The following is a 17,757-nucleotide window of genomic DNA, read 5'->3' on the forward strand; positions in this document are numbered from 1 at the left end:
GGACCCCGCTGCGGGTGGAGGGAAATGCCGGTGAAAGTGGGGTGGAAAGCCCCTGAAAAGGGGCGGAAACGGGCCGGGAAGAGTGAACGGCCGTCGAACGCTAGGCAAAGAACAAGCGCTTGCACAAGTACTTCGCCTCCCGAACATAACCTGTCCAACCACCCCTGCCGTCAGTACGCTGGCTGAATTCTGGGAGAACCACGAATGGGACGAAGGGGGCGGCAATGTCGACCATCACCGGCGGAATGGACGCAGCAAACACAGCGGGCAACGAGGCACGCTCCCGACGACGAACGGTCGGCGTGGTCCTCGCAGGCGGTGTCGGCACGCGCATGGGGCTGGAGATCCCCAAGCAGCTGGTGCCCGTCGCCGGCCGGACCAGCCTCGAGCACACCGTGGACATCTTCCAGCAGTGCCCGTTCATCGACGAGATCATCGTCATGATGGACCCCGGGTCCATGGACCGCGCCGAGAAACTGGTGACCCGTGAGCGCTTCCCGAAGCTCACCGGCCTGCTGCCGGGCGGCCGTGACCGCAACGAGACCTCCTATCTGGCCCTGCGGGAGATCGCGACTCCCGGCGCCAAGGTGGTCTTCCACGACGCCGTGCGTCCGCTGGTCGATCCGAGCATCATCCGCGCCTGCGTCGACGCACTCGACACCTACGACGCCGTGGATACCGGCATCCCCTCCGCGGACACCATCATCGAGGTGGACGAGAACGACATCATCCGCTCGGTTCCGCCGCGCGCCTCCCTCCGCCGCGGGCAGACCCCGCAGGCGTTCCGGTGGGACACTCTCATGGAGGCCTACGGGCACGCCCGCACCGATGCGGAGTTCGCCGCCACGGACGACTGCTCCGTCGTCCTGAAGTACTGCCCGGACGTCCCGATCATCGTGGTCCCGGGCCACGAGGCGAACATCAAGATCACGCACCCGATCGACATCCACCTGGCCGACAAGCTGTTCCAGCTCAAGCACCAGCACGTCGATCCGGTACCGTTTCCCGCCTCGTCCCTGCGCGACGCCGTCGTCGTGGTGTTCGGTGGCAGCTCCGGCATCGGCGGCGAACTCGGACGGCAGCTCCGCGACGAGGGCGCGCACGTGGTCTCCCACAGCAGGACCGGCAGCGGCACCTTCGTGGAGGACCGCGCCTCCGTCTCGCGCGCGCTCGCCGGCGCCGCGGCGCAGTACGGACGCATCGACCACGTGGTGCTCACCGCAGGCGTCCTGACGATCGGCGACCTCGTGGACCTCTCCGACGAGCAGCTCCAGCACGACGTCGGCGTCAACCTCATGGCCGCCTTCGTCGTCGCGCAGGAAGCCCACTCCTACCTCGCCGAGTCCTCCGGATCGCTGCTGCTCTTCTCCTCCAGCTCCTATACCCGCGGCCGCGCCAAGTACACGGTGTACTCGGCGACGAAGGCTGCACTGGTCAACCTGACGCAGGCACTGGCCGACGAGTGGAGCGGCGACTCCATCCGCGTCAACTGCATCAGTCCCAGCCGTACGGCCACGCCGATGCGCGAGAAGGCGTTCGGCCATGAGGACGAGCACACCCTCGTGCAGGCCGCCGACGTCGCACGCGTCAGCGCCCAGGTCCTCGCCTCCGACATCACGGGGCAGGTGTTCGATGTCCGCCTTCCGCAGGTCGATCCGCTGCCGACGCAGCTTGAAAGTGTCCGGTGACCGCCCCCGCCCTGACAGCCGACACCGATCGGCTGGTGATCACCGGCGCGCGGATTCCCTCCGGTGACGCGCTGTCCGTGCTGCTCGCCGGACGGCGGATCTGGACGGTCCGGGCGCCCCGGCCGGACGACGACGGCGTGCTCAGCGTCCCCTGGCCTCCGGCGCTCGCCGAGCGCTTCACGGGGAGCGCGCGTCTCGCGGTCGAGCATGCCGGCCGTGAGATCGCTGCGTCGACGGTCGTGTTCGAGGACGGCGCCTCCGACTTCGACCTGAGCGAACCCGGCACGGGCATCCCCCTGGTGGTCAACAAGTGGGGCCGGATCGCACGGTCCTTCGAGGGCCGCGACGCCGCGCTCGTCGAGCACGTCCTGGACGAGGCCGAGCACCTGATCGAGGTGCTGCGCCGGTCGGTCGGCGTCGAGCTGTTCGTCACCGGAGGCACGCTGCTCGGGCCCGTCCGCAACGGCCGCATCATGGCGCACGACGACGACGCCGACCTCGCCTATCTCAGCGTGCACACCAATCCGTCCGACGTGATGCTGGAGAGCTTCCGGATCGAGCGGGCACTCGTGGACGAGGGGTACGAGGTGGTGCGGCATTCCAACGGCCACCTCCAGCTCATGTTCCCGGGTGGAACGGTGACCGACCGCTTCTACCTCGACATCTTCACCTACTTCGAGTGCAACGGCTGGTTCTATGGGACCTTCCACGCACGCGAGCCCGCGGACAGGGTTACGATCCACCCGATCACGCCGCTCCCCGTGAACGGGCGGCTGCTGCCCGGTCCGGCGGAGCCCGCACAGCTCCTTGCGGCGATCTACGGGCCGTCCTGGGAGGTGCCCGATCCCACCTTCACGTTCGTCACCCCGCCGGCCGCGCACCGCCGCTACTACTGGTGGCTCAACCACTTCGACGTCGACCGCGAGAACTGGGAGGACCACCACCGCGCCGAGATCGAGGCCGGTCCCGCCACGACGCCGTCGCGCCTCGCCGTCACGACCGCGGAGCAGCTGCCGCCGTCGTCGACCGTGCTAGACCTCGGCTGCGGGCTCGGCGCGGATGCCCGCCACCTGGCGGACCGCGGACACCGCGTCCTCGCCGTCGACTTCAGCCGGCCGGCGCTCGTCTGGGCTCAGGAGAATGTCGGGCACGACGACGCCGTCCTGTTCGAACGCGCCAACCTGACCATGGCCCGCTCCGCGCTGCACCTGCGCAAGCGGTGCGCGGAGCTCGGCGGGACGGTCCACGTCCACGCCAACCACCTGTTCAACGCGCTGAGTCCGCTCGGCTGGGACACCACGCTGCTGCTCATCAAGCACCTCCTGGCGGTGCCCGGCAGCCGAGCGTTCCTCGAGGTGGGTGTGGCCGACACGGAAGGATCGGCGAGCTGGTCCGAGTACCGGCCCGTCGACTGGGCAAGGTTCCAGGACCAGCTGCGCAGGTACTCGCTGAGTGCCGAGGAGCAGGACGACGGAGCAGGCGCGGCTACAGGCCGGCGCGTGCTCGTGAGGAGGGAGATGACATGACACAGACCACGGTATGGAAGGTCGGCAAACGATTCGCACGATGGAGCGGTGTCGCGGAGCCCTTCCTGGCGCTCCGGAACGAGGTGGAGCAGTTGCGGGCGCAGGTCGTCCGGCTGGACGCTGACCTCGCCCGCCTCGACGCGGACCTCGACGAGTCACGCCGGCTCAACCTCAGGGCGGCCGAGCTGCTCGACGTCGTCTACGAGGAGCTGGGCGCACGGCGACCCGTAGGGGAGGGAACACCATGACCGCCTACGAGGAGATGCCTTCGCTGGAGATCATCGGCGGCTTCGAGAGCACCTTCATGCCCGCACACGACCGCGACATTTTCGAGACCACCGAACACGATGTCCGCTGGCGTGAGGATCTGGACCTGCTCGCGAGGTCGGGCATCACGAGGCTGCGCTACCCCATCCGGTGGCATCGCATCGAGGAGACCGAGGGCCGCTACGACTGGTCCTCCACGGACGAGGTGATGGGCTACCTGCGGGAGCACGGCTTCCGGCCCATCGTCGACCTCGTCCACCACACGAGCTACCCCGCCTGGCTCACCGACGGCTTCGCCGACAGCCGCTTCGGTCCCGCCTACCTGCGGTACGCGGAGGCCTTCGCCCGCCGCTATCCCTGGGTGGAGGAGTACACGCTCTTCAACGAGCCGTTCTCCACGCTGTTCCTGTCCGGGCACGAGGCCATCTGGCCCCCCTACCACTCCGGGCTGCAGGGGTTCGTGGACCTCATCCTCAACGTGATGCCCGCCGTCGCCGAGGCGAGCCGCCTGTACCGGGAGCTGCTGCCGGGCGCCCGCCACGTCTGGGTGGACACCTGTGAGTTCCATACGGGCTCCGACGCGTCGGGGCAGCGGTACGCGGACATGGCCAACGACCGCCGCTTCCTCGTGATCGATGCCTTCCTGGGCAGGGGGTACGACGTCGACAGCCGGCTCGGGCGGGACCTCGCACCCGTCGGCGGGGAACGGCTGCTGTCCCTGCCCGCCGGCAGCATCGACGTGCTGGGCCTCGACTACTACGCGCACTGCCAGTGGAACTTCTCGGAGGAGGGTGGTACGGTGCCCACGCCCACCCCGCTGCCGCTGGCCGACCAGATCCAGCAGTACTGGGAGAGATACTCCCTGCCGTGCATGCTCACTGAGACCAATCTCCGCGGGCGTACCTCGGACCGCGCCACCTGGCTCAAGTACGTGCTCGAGCAGTGCGAGGAGGCGCAAGCGCGCGGCGTGGTGCTGGACGGTGTGTGCTGGTTCCCCGTGGTGGACTCCACCGACTGGAACTCGCTGCTCTTCCGCTGCGAGGGCTCCGTGGATCCCGTGGGCGCGTACTGGCTCGACGAGGACCTCGAGCGGCGCACCTCGGTCATGGCGACGTCGTACGCGCTCGCCGCCTGCGGAGCCCGCTCGGGCGACCTGCCCGCCTACGTGCTCGCTGAACCCGTGGCCACCTGGCTGCAGGGCTATCGAGCCCAGATGGCCCACTGGGACTGGCAAGAACCTCCCGGAACCGATCTCGGTTCGAGTCTTCCCCGTACAAATACCCGAATTGAATTGAGGATCGTCGATGCAAAGTGAACTCATTGTTTTGTCGCACCTGCGGTGGGATTGGGTCTGGCAGCGGCCTCAACAGCTCATGTCGCGCCTGAACAAGGCGCCCGGACGGAAGACCTGGTTCGTGGAGGAACCCCTCACGCCGCGGGGCGTCGAGGTTACGCAGAACCGCCTGGGCACCGCGGAGGTGGACGGCCTCACGCGGGTCTGGCTGGAGATCCCGGAGCAGGGCAGGCACGTCGGCTTCTTCGACGAGGTCATGCCCGACTACGTCGCGCAGCTGCCCGAGCTCATCGGGCCGCCTTCGGGTGACCGTGTCGTCTGGATCTACACTCCGCTGGCACTCGAGGCGGCGCTCGCGCTCGAACCGACGACGCTCGTGTTCGACGTCATGGACGATCTCGCCGCCTTCAAGAACGCGGCTCCCGAGCTCCTCGTGCGGCAGCGCCAGGCGCTGCGCGCCGCCGACGTCGTCTTCGCCGGCGGCCGCTCGCTCCACCGCTCCGTGGTGAAGCAGGGGCGGGAGGACGCCCACCTCGTCCCCAGCGGTGTGTCCGTGGAACACTACGCCGCCGCCGCGCGGGCAGCGGACCCCGACCGCAGCAAGCCCGTGGCGGGCTATGTCGGGGTGCTGGACGAGCGTCTCGACCTCGACCTGGTCGCCGGCCTCGCGGAGCGCCTACCCGACTGGGAGATCCGCATGGTCGGTCCCATCTGCAAGATCGAGGAGTCGGACCTGCCGCAGGCACCGAACATCACCTACCTCGGCCAGCAGGCGTACGTGGACCTGCCGGGCTACATGGCGCAGTTCGACGTCGCCCTGATGCCTTTCGCCCTCAACGAGGCCACGAAGTCCATCAGCCCCACCAAGACGCTCGAATACCTGGCGTCCCGGTTGCCGGTGGTCTCCACGCGCGTGGCCGACGTGGTCGCTGACTTCCCCGGCGTCGTCGACCTGCAGGACGACGCCGAGGGCTTCGCCGCCGCCTGCGAGGCCCTGCGGGGGCGCGCCGGTGAGTTGCCGTCGCCCGAGCTGCGCAGGTTGCTCCGACGCCACGACTGGAACAGGATCGCGGAGCTGATGGACAAGCTGATCTTCGATCAGGAGCGGTCGACGCCGGAGCGCGCCACGGCCGAGGCAACCGCCTAGCGCCCATGCCAAACACCAGCAGGCGGGCGGATGCACCCCATTCCCGGGAGCATCCTCCCCCCGACCACCTCCTCCTCCACTTCAGCGACACCCACTTCGTGGCCCACGGATTGCTCCACGGCGGAGTGGACGCCCGGGAACGGCTCGTCCAGCTCCTGGCCGAGATCGGGAAGTCCGGGGTCCGGCCGGACGCCCTGATCTTCACGGGCGACCTCGCGAACGCCGGGGAACCGGACGCCTACGCGGCACTGCGCAGCGTCGTCGAGCCCTTCGCCGAGCAGCTGGGCGCGCCGGTGATCTGGCTCCCGGGCAACCATGACAAGCGCCCGGCCCTGCGCGTGTCACTACTCGGGGAGCCGCCGGAGGAGGAGCCGCTGCACCGCAGCTATCAGCTCGGCGGGCTGCGGGTCATCACGCTCGACACCTCCGTGCCCGGGTACCACCACGGAGAGCTCGACGACGCCCAGCTCGCCTGGCTGGAGGCCGAGCTGTCCCGGCCCGCACCGGAGGGCAGCATCCTGGCCCTGCACCATCCGCCGATCCCCATGGTGCAGGACCTGGCGGTGCTGACGGAACTGCGGCGCCAGGACCGGCTGGCCGAGATCGTGGCGGGCAGGGATATCCGGCTGATCCTGGCCGGGCACGTCCACTTCCCGTCCTCGGCCCTGTTCGCGGGCACCCCCGTGTCCGTGGCCTCGTCCACCTGCTACACCCAGGACCTCAACGTCCCGGTGGGCGGCATCCGGGGGATGGACGGTGCGCAGGGCTTCAACCTGGTGCACGTCTATCCGCACACGATCGTCACGTCCTTCGCGACACTGGGTTCCTTCGCGACCGTGGGGGAGTACGTGGACCCGGAGGAGGTGCGACGACGCCTCGCTGCGGCGGATGCCGGCTCTGCGTCGGGAGGCCGGCCGCGGCGCTGAGCAGCAAAAAACCCCGCACACTCCGTCTGGAGTGTGCGGGGTTTTTCGTTACTGCGGCGCGGTGACGGTGGGATTTGAACCCACGTTGGCTTTTACACCAAACAACATTTCGAGTGTTGCACCTTCGGCCGCTCGGACACGTCACCAACGCCGCTACTTTACCGGGTGGGACGCCCGAGTCCCAAAACGGGGGCGGGACGAGGGCGCAGGAGGGGGCGCTAGGGCAGCTCGATGACGTCGTTCTTGCCGGAGTCGGGCTTGCTGCCGGTCACGAGGCCCTTGACCATCTTCACGGCCGAGACCACCCGCGGAGCGTCCATGGACCAGTACTCGGCCGTGTGCGCGTCGACGTGGATGAGGGCGACGGCGGGGTCGTCGCGGCCGTTCTCAAACCACGCGGAGACCGAGGGGCCCCACAGCTCGTCGATCTTCGCCTGGTCCCTGGACAGGGTCGCCGTGCCGGCGATGGAGACGTACCCCTTGCCCGTACTCGCGGAGACGTTGACCTGGGGATTGGCGCGGATCTCGTCGGCCTTGGGGGAGGGGTCCTCGGTGAAGAACCAGAGGTCTCCGTCGAAGTCCTTGCCGTGCAGTGCGAGCGGCCGGCTCACGAGCTGCCCGTCGAGATTGATGGTGGTGAGGATCGCGATGTCGGCCTTGCCGAGGATCTGCTGTACTTCCTTCAAACCGTCCTGCTGGTCTGCCACGTTCACTCCTTCGAAGGGGATGCTGCGGATCCGATCAGCCTACGCAGTATCACCGGGTGCCGGAACCGGACCGTTGCGCCGCGAAGAAGTCCTTGAGCAGCAGCGCGCACTCGTCCTCGCGGACGCCCGCGAAGACCTCGGTCCAGTGGTTCAGCCGGCGCTCGCGGAGGACGTCGAAGACCGAGCCCGACGCCCCCGCCTTCTCGTCCCAGGCGCCGAACACCACGCGGGGGATGCGGGCCAGGACGGACGCCCCGGCACACATGGCACACGGCTCGAGGGTCACCACCAGGGTGCAGCCCTCGAGCCGCCAGGCGCCGAGGAGCGCTGCCGCCGCGCGGATGGCCCGCACCTCCGCGTGCGCCGTCGGGTCGCCGAGTTCCTCGCGCTGGTTCCAGCCCGTGCCGAGCACGCGGCCGCCGGGGCCGATGACGACGGCACCGATCGGCACGTCCCCGCTCGCGTGGGCCCGCGCGGCCGCGTCCAGCGCCAGTCCCATCCACGCCCGATGCTCGGGATCCACGGGAGGACGGAAGGGGGCCATGGGCACAATGGTACTTTTGACCCATGCGCGTACTGGTAGTCGACCACCCCCTGGTAGCCCACAAACTCACGGTTCTCCGGGACAAGAACACGTCGTCACCGGTGTTCCGCCTCCTCACGGAGGAGCTCGTCACCCTGCTGGCCTACGAGGCCACGCGCGACGTCCGCGTCGAGACCGTGTCCATCGAGACCCCCGTGACCACCACGCAGGGGACGGGCCTCGTCAAGCCGACCCCCCTCGTGGTCCCCATCCTCCGCGCCGGCCTCGGCATGCTCGAGGGCATGACGCGCCTGGTTCCGACCGCGGAGGTCGGGTTCCTCGGCATGGCCCGCAACGAGGAGACCCTCGAGGCCATCACCTATGCCGAACGGCTGCCCGACGACCTGACGGGACGCCAGGTGTTCGTGCTCGACCCGATGCTCGCCACCGGGGGCACCCTCCGCGAGGCCATCAAGTTCCTGTTCGCCCGTGGCGCCGCGGACATCACCTGCATCTGCCTCCTCGCCGCGCCCGAGGGTCTCGCGACCCTGCAGGAGGAGCTGGACGGCCGCAACGTCACGATCGTCCTCGCCTCGATCGACGAGAAACTCAACGAGAAGTCGTACATCGTGCCCGGCCTCGGCGATGCGGGAGACCGGCTGTACGGCGTCGTCGGCTAGGCGGATCCCCTCGCCATCCGAGCGGAAGGCCTTCCGCTAGCAGGCCGCCCGGTTCTTGGCACCACCTGCGCAACAATCAGCGAAAAAGTGCCAGAGGGTTGTGCAACCCGAGGTGACGGATTCGAATAGGGCGATGACAAAGGACATCAGCACGGCCGAGCCGAGTACCGAGGGCGGACTGAAGCGGGCGATCGGCACACCGCTCCTGTACGCATTCATCGTCGGTGACACGTTGGGGGCCGGCATCTATACGCTCGTCGGCACCATGTCCGCCGACGTCGGGGGCGTGATCTGGCTGCCGCTGCTCATCGCGCTGGTCCTGGCGCTCCTCACCGCGGGCACCTACGCGGAGCTCATCACCAAGTATCCGCACGCCGGTGGTGCGGCACGGTACGCCGAGCGAGCCTTCGGCATCCCGTACGTGTCGTTCCTCGTCGGGTTCCTGATGATGGCATCGGGCATCACCACCGCGGCTGCCCTTGCCAACGCGTTCGCCGGCGACTACCTCGCCGCGCTCATCGACGTTCCCGCAGCTCCGGCGGCCGTGGTCTTCATCGTCCTGCTGACCCTGATCAACCTGCGCGGGGTACGGGAATCGCTGACCGCGAACCTCGTCGCGTCCGTCATCGAGGTGAGCGGGCTCGTACTCGTCATCGTGCTCGCCGCCGTCGTGCTCGGCAGCGGCAATGGGGAGCCGGCGCGGCTCCTGGAGTTCGCTCCGGACGTGGCTCCCCTGCAGGGGGCTCTCGCGGCATCCGTCATCGCCTTCTTCTCCTTCCTGGGATTCGAGGCGGCCGCCAACATGGCCGAGGAAGTACATAGCCCCTCGAAGGCGTACCCCCGGGCCCTGTTCGGTGCCATCGGGACCGCGGCAGTCGTCTATCTCCTGATCGCCCTCGGCGCGGTGATCGTCCTCCCTCCGGCCGACCTCGCGGAGTCCACCGGGCCGCTGCTCGACGTGGTGAATGCAAGCGGCGTCGGGATACCGCCTTGGCTGTTCGGACTCATCGCGCTGGTAGCCATCGCCAACGGCGCCCTGCTGTTCATGGTGATGGCCAGCCGGGTCGGCTACGGTCTCGCGGAAGCGGACCTTCTCCCACGTGTTTTCGGCCGCGTGCTGCCGAACCGCCGCACGCCGTTCGTCTCGATCCTCGTCGTCGCCGCGCTGACCATCGTGCTGACCCTCACCGGGGAGCTTTCCACGCTGGCCGAGACCACCGTGCTCCTGCTGCTCCTGGTCTTCCTGTCGGCCAATGTGAGCGTGCTCGTCCTCAAGAAGGACAAGGTTGCCCACGCCCACTTCTCGGTGCCCCGGATCGTACCGATCCTCGCCATCATCGCCAGCATCGCGATGCTGACCCAGCAGACCGGCGTCGTCTGGCTCGGCGCACTTGCATACGTGGTGGTCGGGTCGCTACTGTTCCTCGCCGCCCGGGCCGGCCGGAAGCGCGAGGCGCGCGTCTCGCGATAGCGTGTAGCGGAAGGAGCGACGTCCTACCGCAGGGGTGCCCCCTGCGGTCTCCCGTCCTGCTGCAGTGTCTGGTGCCGCTGTTCCAGGCTGTAAAGTACGCTCCGCTGTCAGGAGATGTCTGGACGGGAGGCGTCAGAAACCCAGCAGTGCTGGACACTTCGTCGACGGAGCGCTGCAGAGCGGTCCGCTGTCGCCCGTCCGTCCACGGCCGAACCGGTCCACATGGTGGACGTTCAGGCAATGTTACTTGCGCGTAGCGGATTGTTACATGCAATAATTCGACACGTGAACACGAACTCACTCGCATCTGCAGCCGCAGTTTCCTCGGACGTCCCGTCCGCAGCGAACTTCCGCTGTTGTCGAATGCACGCGTAACGGTTACACCCAGACCTTTCTTACGCACTTTCAGCCCAACGGCGGGCACTTCTCTTCATCCCGACCGGGCACATCCCGCATTCGAGCCGCGATGACGGCACACTTCACGAGGTTGCTTCCATGTCAGTAAATCCGGGCTACGTCCATATCTCCCTCCGCTCCCCCCAGAACCGGCAGGCACGCCAGCAGTTCGCGCCCTCCTACACGGCGCACGCCCCCCAGGTTCCCCACCAGCATTCCCGCCTCCAGGCACTGCCGGGCGGGGACGCGGCACGGCCGATGAGTGAACCGGTTCCCGTCGTCGCACCCAACGGAGTGCCGGGGCCGCAGGCTGTCACCGGCGATACGACGGCGCGCGGTTTCGTGCTCTACGTCGCGCTCGACGAGGCCACGGCGGCTGCTGCAGGCACCACGTTCTCCAAGCTGGCCCAGGACGTCCGCAACTACGTGCGGTCCCTCGTGCCGACGGCGGAAAGCCATGCCGCGGTTGCCCTCGCGCCGGCCGACGCCCGTGGGTCCGACATCGACGTCGTCCGTGCGGCGCTGGGCGACCCGACGGTCACCCGCCGCCCGCGACCGGAAGCAGTCCCCGCCCCGTCGCAGGCCCAGCCTGCCCGGCCCACCGGCGTCCTCATCGATCTCTCGCGCCGCGAGGTCCACCTCGACGGCGAGACGCTGAACCTGACCTTCAAGGAGTTCGAACTGCTGAACTACCTCGTCGAGAACGCGGCGCGGACCGTGGGTCGCGAGGAACTGCTCAGCGGGCTGTGGCGCAACGCCGACGAGGTGCCGAACGAGCGCACGATCGACGTCCACATCCGGCGGCTGCGCTCGAAGCTCGGACGCCTGGCCAACACCGTGCGGACCGTGCGCGGCCAGGGCTACCGGTTCTACGACCACCCCGAAGTGGTCGTCTGGGCGGCACCCGAGTACTCCATCTAGTTCGCCCTGGCTTAGGCTCTGAAGCATGGCCGCCCATCTGAAGAAGCTCCTGCTGCTGCGCCATGCGAAGGCCGAGTTCCAGGAGGGTGTGCCGGACCACGAGCGCTCGCTCAGCTCGAGGGGCCATGCCGACGCACCGCTGATCGGCCGCTGGATGCTCGAGCACGACGCCGTCCCCGACTTCATCCTCGTGTCCACGGCGCTGCGCGCCCGCCAGACCTGCACCTGGGTCTGCAAGGAGCTCGGTGACAAGGCGCCCACGCCCAAGCTGGAGGACGACCTGTACGCGGCGCGGCCGACGGAGATGCTCACGCTCATCAACCACGTCCCGCCGACCGTGACCAGCCTGCTCGTCATCGCCCACAATCCCGGTGTGCAGGAGCTCGCGATGCGCCTCGCCTCCGTGCGGTCGAGCGAGCCGGCCGTCATGGATCTCGCCACGGACTACCCGACCGCGGGCCTCACCGTGATGACGTACGACGGCGACTGGGCCGAACTCGACGGGCGTGACGCCGACGTCACCGACTTCGTGGTGCGCCGGGCGTCGACCCTCCGCTGACGCAGCGCCGCGGACGGTGGCGCGGGGAGTCGGACTGTGGTTCGGGACTTATGGCCCTACCCCGGCACGCCCCTGGGGCATAGCGTCTCGACCAAAGCTCGCATGTCTCGTTCAGCACCAAGGGGTCATAATGCGCCGGTCCCGATTCGCCGTCCTCGGAATGGTCTTGGCTCTCGTCCTCGGTGGTGGCCCCGGGGGCACGGCTCTGGGGCCGCCGGCGGCCGCCGCATCAGCGGTGGCTGCGCAGCGGAGCGCTCCGGCGTTGATGGTGGTCGAGCAGGCCGGCGACGACGCGATCGTCCAGCACTACGTGCAACTCGGCGGCAGCGCTTCGTTCCTCGGCACGCCAGTCGGCAGCACGTACGACATTGCTGGGGGCCGCGCCCAGGACTACACCGCCGGCACGATCTACTGGAGCTCCGGCACCGGAGCGCGCGAGGTGCACGGGGCCCTCCGCGGACGCTATCTCGTGCTCGGCGGACCGGCCGGCTTCCTGGGCTTCCCGCTCACGGATGAGACCGCCACTCCGGGCGCCGCGGGTCGGTACAACGACTTCGCCGGAGGGTCGGTCTACTACAGCTCCGGCACTGGGGCGCGCGAGGTGCACGGGGCGATCCGCGGACGCTATCTCGCGCTGGGCGGGCCGGCCGGCTTCCTGGGCTTCCCGCTGACGAACGAGGCCGCCACGCCGGGCGCCGCGGGTCAGTACAACGACTTCGCCGGAGGGTCGGTCTACTACAGCTCCGGCACTGGGGCGCGCGAGGTGCACGGGGCGATCCTCGGACGCTATCTCAAGTTGGGCGGGCCGGCCGGCGTCCTGGGCTTCCCGCTGACGAACGAGACCGCCACCCCTGACGGGGTCGGCCGGTACAACCACTTCAGCGGCAAGAACGCCGCCGCGTCGATCTACTGGTCGCCCGCCACGGGAGCCCGCGAGGTGTACGGAGCCATCCGCGCCCGGTGGGTGGCTCTCGGTTGGGAGCGCAGCCGGCTCGGCTACCCGACCAGCGGCGAGTACGGCATCACGGGCGGGCGCCGCGGCGACTTCCAGCGCGGTTCGATCCTGTGGCACGCGGCCAGCGGCAGGACCGAGGTCATCTACACCGGCGTTCCGTCGACGCTCCGGGGCGTGGACCTCGAGCGCATTCCGACCACGCGGAAGGTTGTCGCACTCACGTTCGACGCCGGCGCCAATGACGCCGCCCTCCGATCGATCCTCGCCACCCTCAAGGCCAACGGCGTTCCGGGCACGTTCTTCCTCACCGGAAACTGGGTCAACCAGTTCCCCTCCGACCCGGCGCTGATCTACAACGCGGGGCATCGGATCGGCAATCACTCCATGACCCACCCGGACTTCACGACCCTGACCGACGCCCAGATCGCGACCGAGATCAGCAGTGCGCAGAGGGCCATCAGGGCCGCTGGAGGCGAGCCGCTCCCGTTCTTCCGCTTCCCTCTCGGCGCCCGCGATTCCCGCACGATCGCAGACGTCAACGCCGCCGGTTACGCGGCGTTCCGGTGGACTGTCGACACCCTGGGCTGGCAAGGCACCGTGAACGGAACGCGCGGCCCGAGCTTCATCGTCCAGCGCGTCATGGCTTCCGCGCAGCCCGGGGAGATCGTCCTGATGCACCTCGGCTCGAACCCCGACGACGGCTCAATGCTCGACGCCGCGGCCCTCCCACAGGTGATCTCCCAGCTCCGGGCGGCAGGCTACGGCTTCGTCACCCTCGACGCCGCCCTATGATCCTTCTGGCTGTTCCCCACCGATGATCAGGCTACTGCCCGTACTTCTCCAGCAGCCGTAGCCAGATCTCACTGACGGTGGGGTAGGCGGGCACCGCATGCCACAGACGGTCGAGGGGAACCTCTCCGACGATGGCGATCGTGGCGGCGTGCAGCATCTCGGACACCTCGGGTCCCGCAAAGGTGACCCCCACGAGCACCTTCCTGTCCTCGTCGACGACCATCTGCGCCCATCCCTTGTACCCGTCGGAGTGGAGGGAGGAGCCGGCGACCGCGATCTCGAGGGAGGTCTCCGACGCGTTGACGCCGTCCTTCCGCGCCTGCTCCAGGGTGCGGCCCACCATGGCGATCTCGGGGTCCGTGAAGACCACCTGGGGGACGGCGCCCCGGTCCGCCGTCGCCGCGTAGGGGCTCCATGCCGGGGCGGAGTCCCCGAGGATGCCCTGAGCGCGGGCCGCGATGGCGTCACCGGTCATGCGCGCCTCGTACTTGCCCTGGTGCGTCAGCTGGACGATCCCACCCACATCGCCGACGGCGTACAGCCAGCCGCCGGCACCGGGGACACGCCCCGTGTCGTCGCGGCTCAGCTTCTTCGGGTCGAGGCCCAGGGCCTCGAGGCCGATGTTCGACGTGTGCGGGTGGCGGCCGGTCGAGACGAGCAGCTTCTCCGCCGTGACGGTCCTGCCCTCGACCTCGAGCACGAATCTGCCGCCCTCCTTGCGGACCGCGTTCGTGGCCGTGTCCGTCAGGATGGTCACCCCCTCGCCGCGGAGCGCGTCGAGGACGAGGTTCGAGGCCTCCTTCGGGTAGCTGCCGAGGATGCCGCTGCGGGCGATGACCGTGACCTCGGCGCCGAGCCGGGCGTAGGCCTGCGCGAGTTCGATGCCGGCCACCCCGCCGCCGAGCACCGCGAGGCTCGCGGGCACCTCCTTCGCGGAGGTGGCCTCCCGGGTGGTCCAGTAGTCGAGGTCCGGAAGCCCGTCGATGGGCGGGATGATCGGCGTCGAGCCGGTGGCGAGGACGACCGCCTGGGTGGCCCTGAACACGGAGGTCGAGCCGTCGTCGTGGGAGATGGTCACCTCGCGCTCCCCGGAGAGCGTCGCCCAGCCCCGCTGCAGCTCGATGCCTGCGGAGGCCACCCATTCCTCCTGGGAGGCGTCGTCCCAGTCGGAGGTGAACGACGTGCGGCGTTCGAGCACCTGCTGGGCATCGAGCGTGCCGGTCACTGCCTCCCGTGCGCCGGCGACGCTGCGGGCCGCATTGAGGATGGTGCCGGGACGGAGGAGCGCCTTGGACGGCATGCAGGCCCAGTAGGAACACTCGCCGCCGACGAGGTCGGACTCCACGAGCACTGCGGAGAGGCCTTTCTGGACCACCCGTCCTGCTACGTTCTCGCCGACAGCGCCGGCGCCGATCACGATGACATCGATGGTGCGGGGTTCACTCATAGGCAGAGCTTCCCATCGGACAGGCGGGGGAGCAACTGACGAGAAAGGCCCCGGCCGGAGCCGGGGCCTTCCTTGATGGTTCGGATGAACCGTGGTGCGCGCGAAGGGATTCGAACCCCCAACCTTCTGATCCGTAGTCAGATGCTCTATCCGTTGAGCTACGCACGCATCCGTAGTCCGTCGATCCGCGGTGCGAATCCGTCCTACAAGCGGGCCGTTTGGCCGTAGACAACTCTAGCGGACATCGGCGGGGACGCCTAATCGGCACTGTTGCCCCCACTAGGAATAGACCGGTCTACGTGACCTTCGTCACAAGAAGCTGTTACGTAAGCGCTCGACTTCCCCGTGCTCCCGCGGTTCGTGGGAATACCCTTCCGAATGTTTCGAAATGCGGGACGTTGCCTGAAATGTGCCACCCCTAGCATCGATACACACCGAGCACCCAACGAAGGGAAGAGTAATGGGCGATCCTGTGCGCCAGCTTGACGAGGTCGACACGCCACCCACGAGCCCCCATGACGCCGCGCTGCCGGAGGCTTCCGGTTCCGCGCCGACGACCCATGCGGCACTCCTCGCCTGGGTGCGGGACGTGCAGCAGCTGACACAGCCTGCCGACGTCGTGTGGATCGATGGGTCCGAGGAGGAGAACAAGCGCCTCACGGACGGACTCGTGGAGGCCGGGACCTTCGTGCGGCTGAACCCCGAGACGTTCCCCAACTCCTTCGCCGCGTTCTCGGACCCCAAGGACGTGGCCCGGGTCGAGGAGCAGACGTTCATCTGCTCCAAGGACGAGAGGGAAGCGGGCTTCACCAACAACTGGATGGACCCCGCAGAGATGAAGGCCAAGCTCACGGGCCTGTTCTCCGGTGCCATGCGCGGGCGCACCATGTACGTCATCCCCTTCGTGATGGGCCACCTCGATGCCGAGGACCCGAAGTTCGGGGTCGAGATCACCGACAGCGCCTACGTGGTGACGTCCATGCGCATCATGGCGACCATCGGCTCCGCGGTCCTGGACCGCATGACCGAGCTCGACGCCGACTTCGTCCCGGCCCTGCACTCCCTGGGGGCACCGCTGGCCGAGGGTGAGGCGGATGTGCCCTGGCCGTGCAACGACGACAAGTGGATCGTGCATTTCCCCGAGGAGCGTTCCATCTGGTCCTACGGCTCCGGCTACGGCGGCAACGCCCTGCTCGGCAAGAAGTGCTACGCGCTGCGCATCGCCTCCGTGATGGCACGCGACGAGGGCTGGCTCGCGGAGCACATGCTGATCCTCAAGCTCACCTCCCCGCAGGACAAGACCTACTACCTGTCCGCGGCGTTCCCCTCCGCGTGCGGCAAGACCAACCTCGCGCTGCTCGACCCGACCATCGAGGGCTGGAAGGTCGAGACCCTCGGGGACGACATCACCTGGATGCGCTTCGGGAAGGAGGGCGAGCTGCGTGCCGTCAACCCCGAGGCGGGACTGTTCGGCGTCGCACCGGGAACCGGCTGGCACACCAACCCGAACGCCATGCGCGCCATCGCCAAGGGCAACTCCGTGTTCACCAACGTCGCGCTCACCGATGACGGCGGCGTGTGGTGGGAAGGCATGACCGAGGAGGTGCCGGCGCACCTGACCGACTGGCAGGGACGGGACTGGACGCCGGACATGGACCACCCCGCCGCGCACCCGAACGCCCGGTTCTGCACGCCCATCGACCAGATCGACATGCTGGCGGAGGAATTCAACCGGCCCGACGGCGTCGAACTCTCTGCGATCCTCTTCGGCGGCCGCCGCAAGACGACCATCCCCCTGGTCACGCAGTCACGCAACTGGGCCAACGGGATCTTCATGGGCTCCACGCTCTCCTCGGAGACCACGGCCGCCGCCGCCGGGGAAGTGGGCCGGGTCCGCCGGGATCCGATGGCGATGCTGCCCTTCATCGGGTACGACGCCGGGGACTACCTGCGGCACTGGCTGACCCTCAGTGCGGCGGCGGACCAGTCCCGCCTGCCCAAGATCTTCCTGGTCAACTGGTTCCGCCGCACCGCCTCCGGAGGCTTCGCCTGGCCCGGGTTCGGCGACAACTCCCGTGTCCTGAAGTGGGTCATCGAACGCCTCGAGGGCACCGCGGACGCCGTCGAGACCCCCATCGGGTACGTGCCCACCGGGGATGCCCTGGACCTCACCGGCCTGAACATGACCCCCGCCGAGGTCGAGGCCGCCGTCCACGTGGACGCCGTCGAATGGGCCCAGGAACTGGCGGGCATCGAGGAATGGTACGGCCGCTTCGGCGACTCCCTGCCCGAGGAGCTCAAGGGCCAGCTCGAGGAACTCAAGGAACGCTTCCACGCCGTCTGATCCGGTGCGCTGATCCCGTGCGCTGGTCCCGTCAGGGATCCGGCTCCCGGAGATGCGAAAGGCCCCTTCCACCCGGAAGGGGCCTTTCGCCGTTCTGCGCCCGGTCGTGCCGGG

At 68.6% G+C, this 17,757-nt stretch carries 15 protein-coding genes and 2 tRNA genes; 12 read left to right on the forward strand and 5 right to left on the reverse strand.

Features of this window, described 5'->3' with window-relative positions:
• The first annotated feature begins 224 nt into the window (after window positions 1-224).
• Genes ACX80I_RS15065 through ACX80I_RS15090 form a run of 6 tightly spaced genes read left to right on the forward strand, consistent with a single transcriptional unit; the run spans window position 225 to window position 6,848 of the window.
• Window positions 225-1,688: an SDR family NAD(P)-dependent oxidoreductase gene (locus tag ACX80I_RS15065; protein WP_459345921.1), complete on the forward strand. Its 1,464-nt coding sequence runs from the start codon at window positions 225-227 to the stop codon at window positions 1,686-1,688.
• Window positions 1,685-3,214 (forward strand): class I SAM-dependent methyltransferase, encoded by a 1,530-nt coding sequence (locus ACX80I_RS15070; protein ID WP_459345922.1) that lies wholly within the window; start codon window positions 1,685-1,687, stop codon window positions 3,212-3,214. Before ACX80I_RS15065 ends, ACX80I_RS15070 begins: the two co-directional genes overlap by 4 nt.
• Complete coding sequence (locus ACX80I_RS15075; RefSeq protein ID WP_459345923.1) at window positions 3,211-3,462, forward strand: DUF6752 domain-containing protein; 252 nt, start codon at window positions 3,211-3,213, stop codon at window positions 3,460-3,462. Before ACX80I_RS15070 ends, ACX80I_RS15075 begins: the two co-directional genes overlap by 4 nt.
• A complete protein-coding gene (locus ACX80I_RS15080) occupies window positions 3,459-4,796 on the forward strand; it encodes a family 1 glycosylhydrolase (protein ID WP_459345924.1) in 1,338 nt (445 codons plus the stop codon). Before ACX80I_RS15075 ends, ACX80I_RS15080 begins: the two co-directional genes overlap by 4 nt.
• Entirely contained in the window at window positions 4,786-5,922 is a 1,137-nt protein-coding gene (locus ACX80I_RS15085) for a glycosyltransferase (RefSeq protein WP_459345925.1), read from the forward strand. The genes ACX80I_RS15080 and ACX80I_RS15085 overlap by 11 nt, the downstream gene beginning before the upstream one ends.
• 5 nt (window positions 5,923-5,927) lie before the next feature.
• Window positions 5,928-6,848, forward strand: coding sequence for a phosphodiesterase (locus ACX80I_RS15090; RefSeq protein ID WP_459345926.1), 921 nt, complete (start codon window positions 5,928-5,930; stop codon window positions 6,846-6,848).
• A gap of 59 nt (window positions 6,849-6,907) precedes the next feature.
• Here ACX80I_RS15090 and ACX80I_RS15095 read toward each other — a convergent pair.
• The 3 genes from ACX80I_RS15095 to tadA form a co-directional block, all read right to left on the reverse strand.
• Window positions 6,908-6,994: transfer RNA gene (locus tag ACX80I_RS15095), tRNA-Ser, on the reverse strand.
• A gap of 72 nt (window positions 6,995-7,066) precedes the next feature.
• Window positions 7,067-7,555: a pyridoxamine 5'-phosphate oxidase family protein gene (locus tag ACX80I_RS15100; protein WP_459345927.1), complete on the reverse strand. Its 489-nt coding sequence runs from the start codon at window positions 7,553-7,555 to the stop codon at window positions 7,067-7,069.
• Between the two features lie 49 nt (window positions 7,556-7,604).
• The gene (gene tadA / locus ACX80I_RS15105; protein WP_459345928.1) at window positions 7,605-8,099 is read right to left on the reverse strand and encodes a tRNA adenosine(34) deaminase TadA; all 495 of its coding nucleotides are present in this window, start codon (window positions 8,097-8,099) and stop codon (window positions 7,605-7,607) included.
• A gap of 23 nt (window positions 8,100-8,122) precedes the next feature.
• On the opposite strand from tadA, the gene upp reads away from it, so the two are divergent.
• The 5 genes from upp (at window position 8,123) to ACX80I_RS15130 (ending at window position 13,852) form a co-directional block, all read left to right on the forward strand.
• Entirely contained in the window at window positions 8,123-8,758 is a 636-nt protein-coding gene (gene upp, locus ACX80I_RS15110; RefSeq protein ID WP_459313886.1) for a uracil phosphoribosyltransferase, read from the forward strand.
• 133 nt (window positions 8,759-8,891) lie between these two features.
• Window positions 8,892-10,229, forward strand: a complete 1,338-nt coding sequence (locus tag ACX80I_RS15115; protein ID WP_459345929.1) for an APC family permease — start codon at window positions 8,892-8,894, stop codon at window positions 10,227-10,229.
• Between the two features lie 495 nt (window positions 10,230-10,724).
• Window positions 10,725-11,546 carry a winged helix-turn-helix domain-containing protein gene (locus tag ACX80I_RS15120; protein WP_459345930.1) on the forward strand — a complete coding sequence of 274 codons (822 nt, stop codon included), beginning with the start codon at window positions 10,725-10,727 and terminating at the stop codon, window positions 11,544-11,546.
• 25 nt (window positions 11,547-11,571) lie between these two features.
• Window positions 11,572-12,105, forward strand: coding sequence for a SixA phosphatase family protein (locus tag ACX80I_RS15125; protein ID WP_459345931.1), 534 nt, complete (start codon window positions 11,572-11,574; stop codon window positions 12,103-12,105).
• 130 nt (window positions 12,106-12,235) lie between these two features.
• Entirely contained in the window at window positions 12,236-13,852 is a 1,617-nt protein-coding gene (locus tag ACX80I_RS15130; protein WP_459345932.1) for a polysaccharide deacetylase family protein, read from the forward strand.
• Window positions 13,853-13,883: 31 nt separating this feature from the next.
• Here the strand turns inward: ACX80I_RS15130 and ACX80I_RS15135 are convergent, their stop codons facing one another.
• Both ACX80I_RS15135 and ACX80I_RS15140 read right to left on the reverse strand, forming a co-directional pair.
• The gene (locus ACX80I_RS15135; protein ID WP_459345933.1) at window positions 13,884-15,299 is read right to left on the reverse strand and encodes a dihydrolipoyl dehydrogenase family protein; all 1,416 of its coding nucleotides are present in this window, start codon (window positions 15,297-15,299) and stop codon (window positions 13,884-13,886) included.
• A gap of 92 nt (window positions 15,300-15,391) precedes the next feature.
• Window positions 15,392-15,467: transfer RNA gene (locus tag ACX80I_RS15140), tRNA-Arg, on the reverse strand.
• A gap of 292 nt (window positions 15,468-15,759) precedes the next feature.
• Here ACX80I_RS15140 and ACX80I_RS15145 point away from each other — a divergent pair.
• Window positions 15,760-17,643: a phosphoenolpyruvate carboxykinase (GTP) gene (locus ACX80I_RS15145; protein WP_459345934.1), complete on the forward strand. Its 1,884-nt coding sequence runs from the start codon at window positions 15,760-15,762 to the stop codon at window positions 17,641-17,643.
• The last annotated feature ends 114 nt before the right edge of the window (window positions 17,644-17,757 follow it).

This window comes from Arthrobacter rhamnosi, assembly GCF_054510855.1.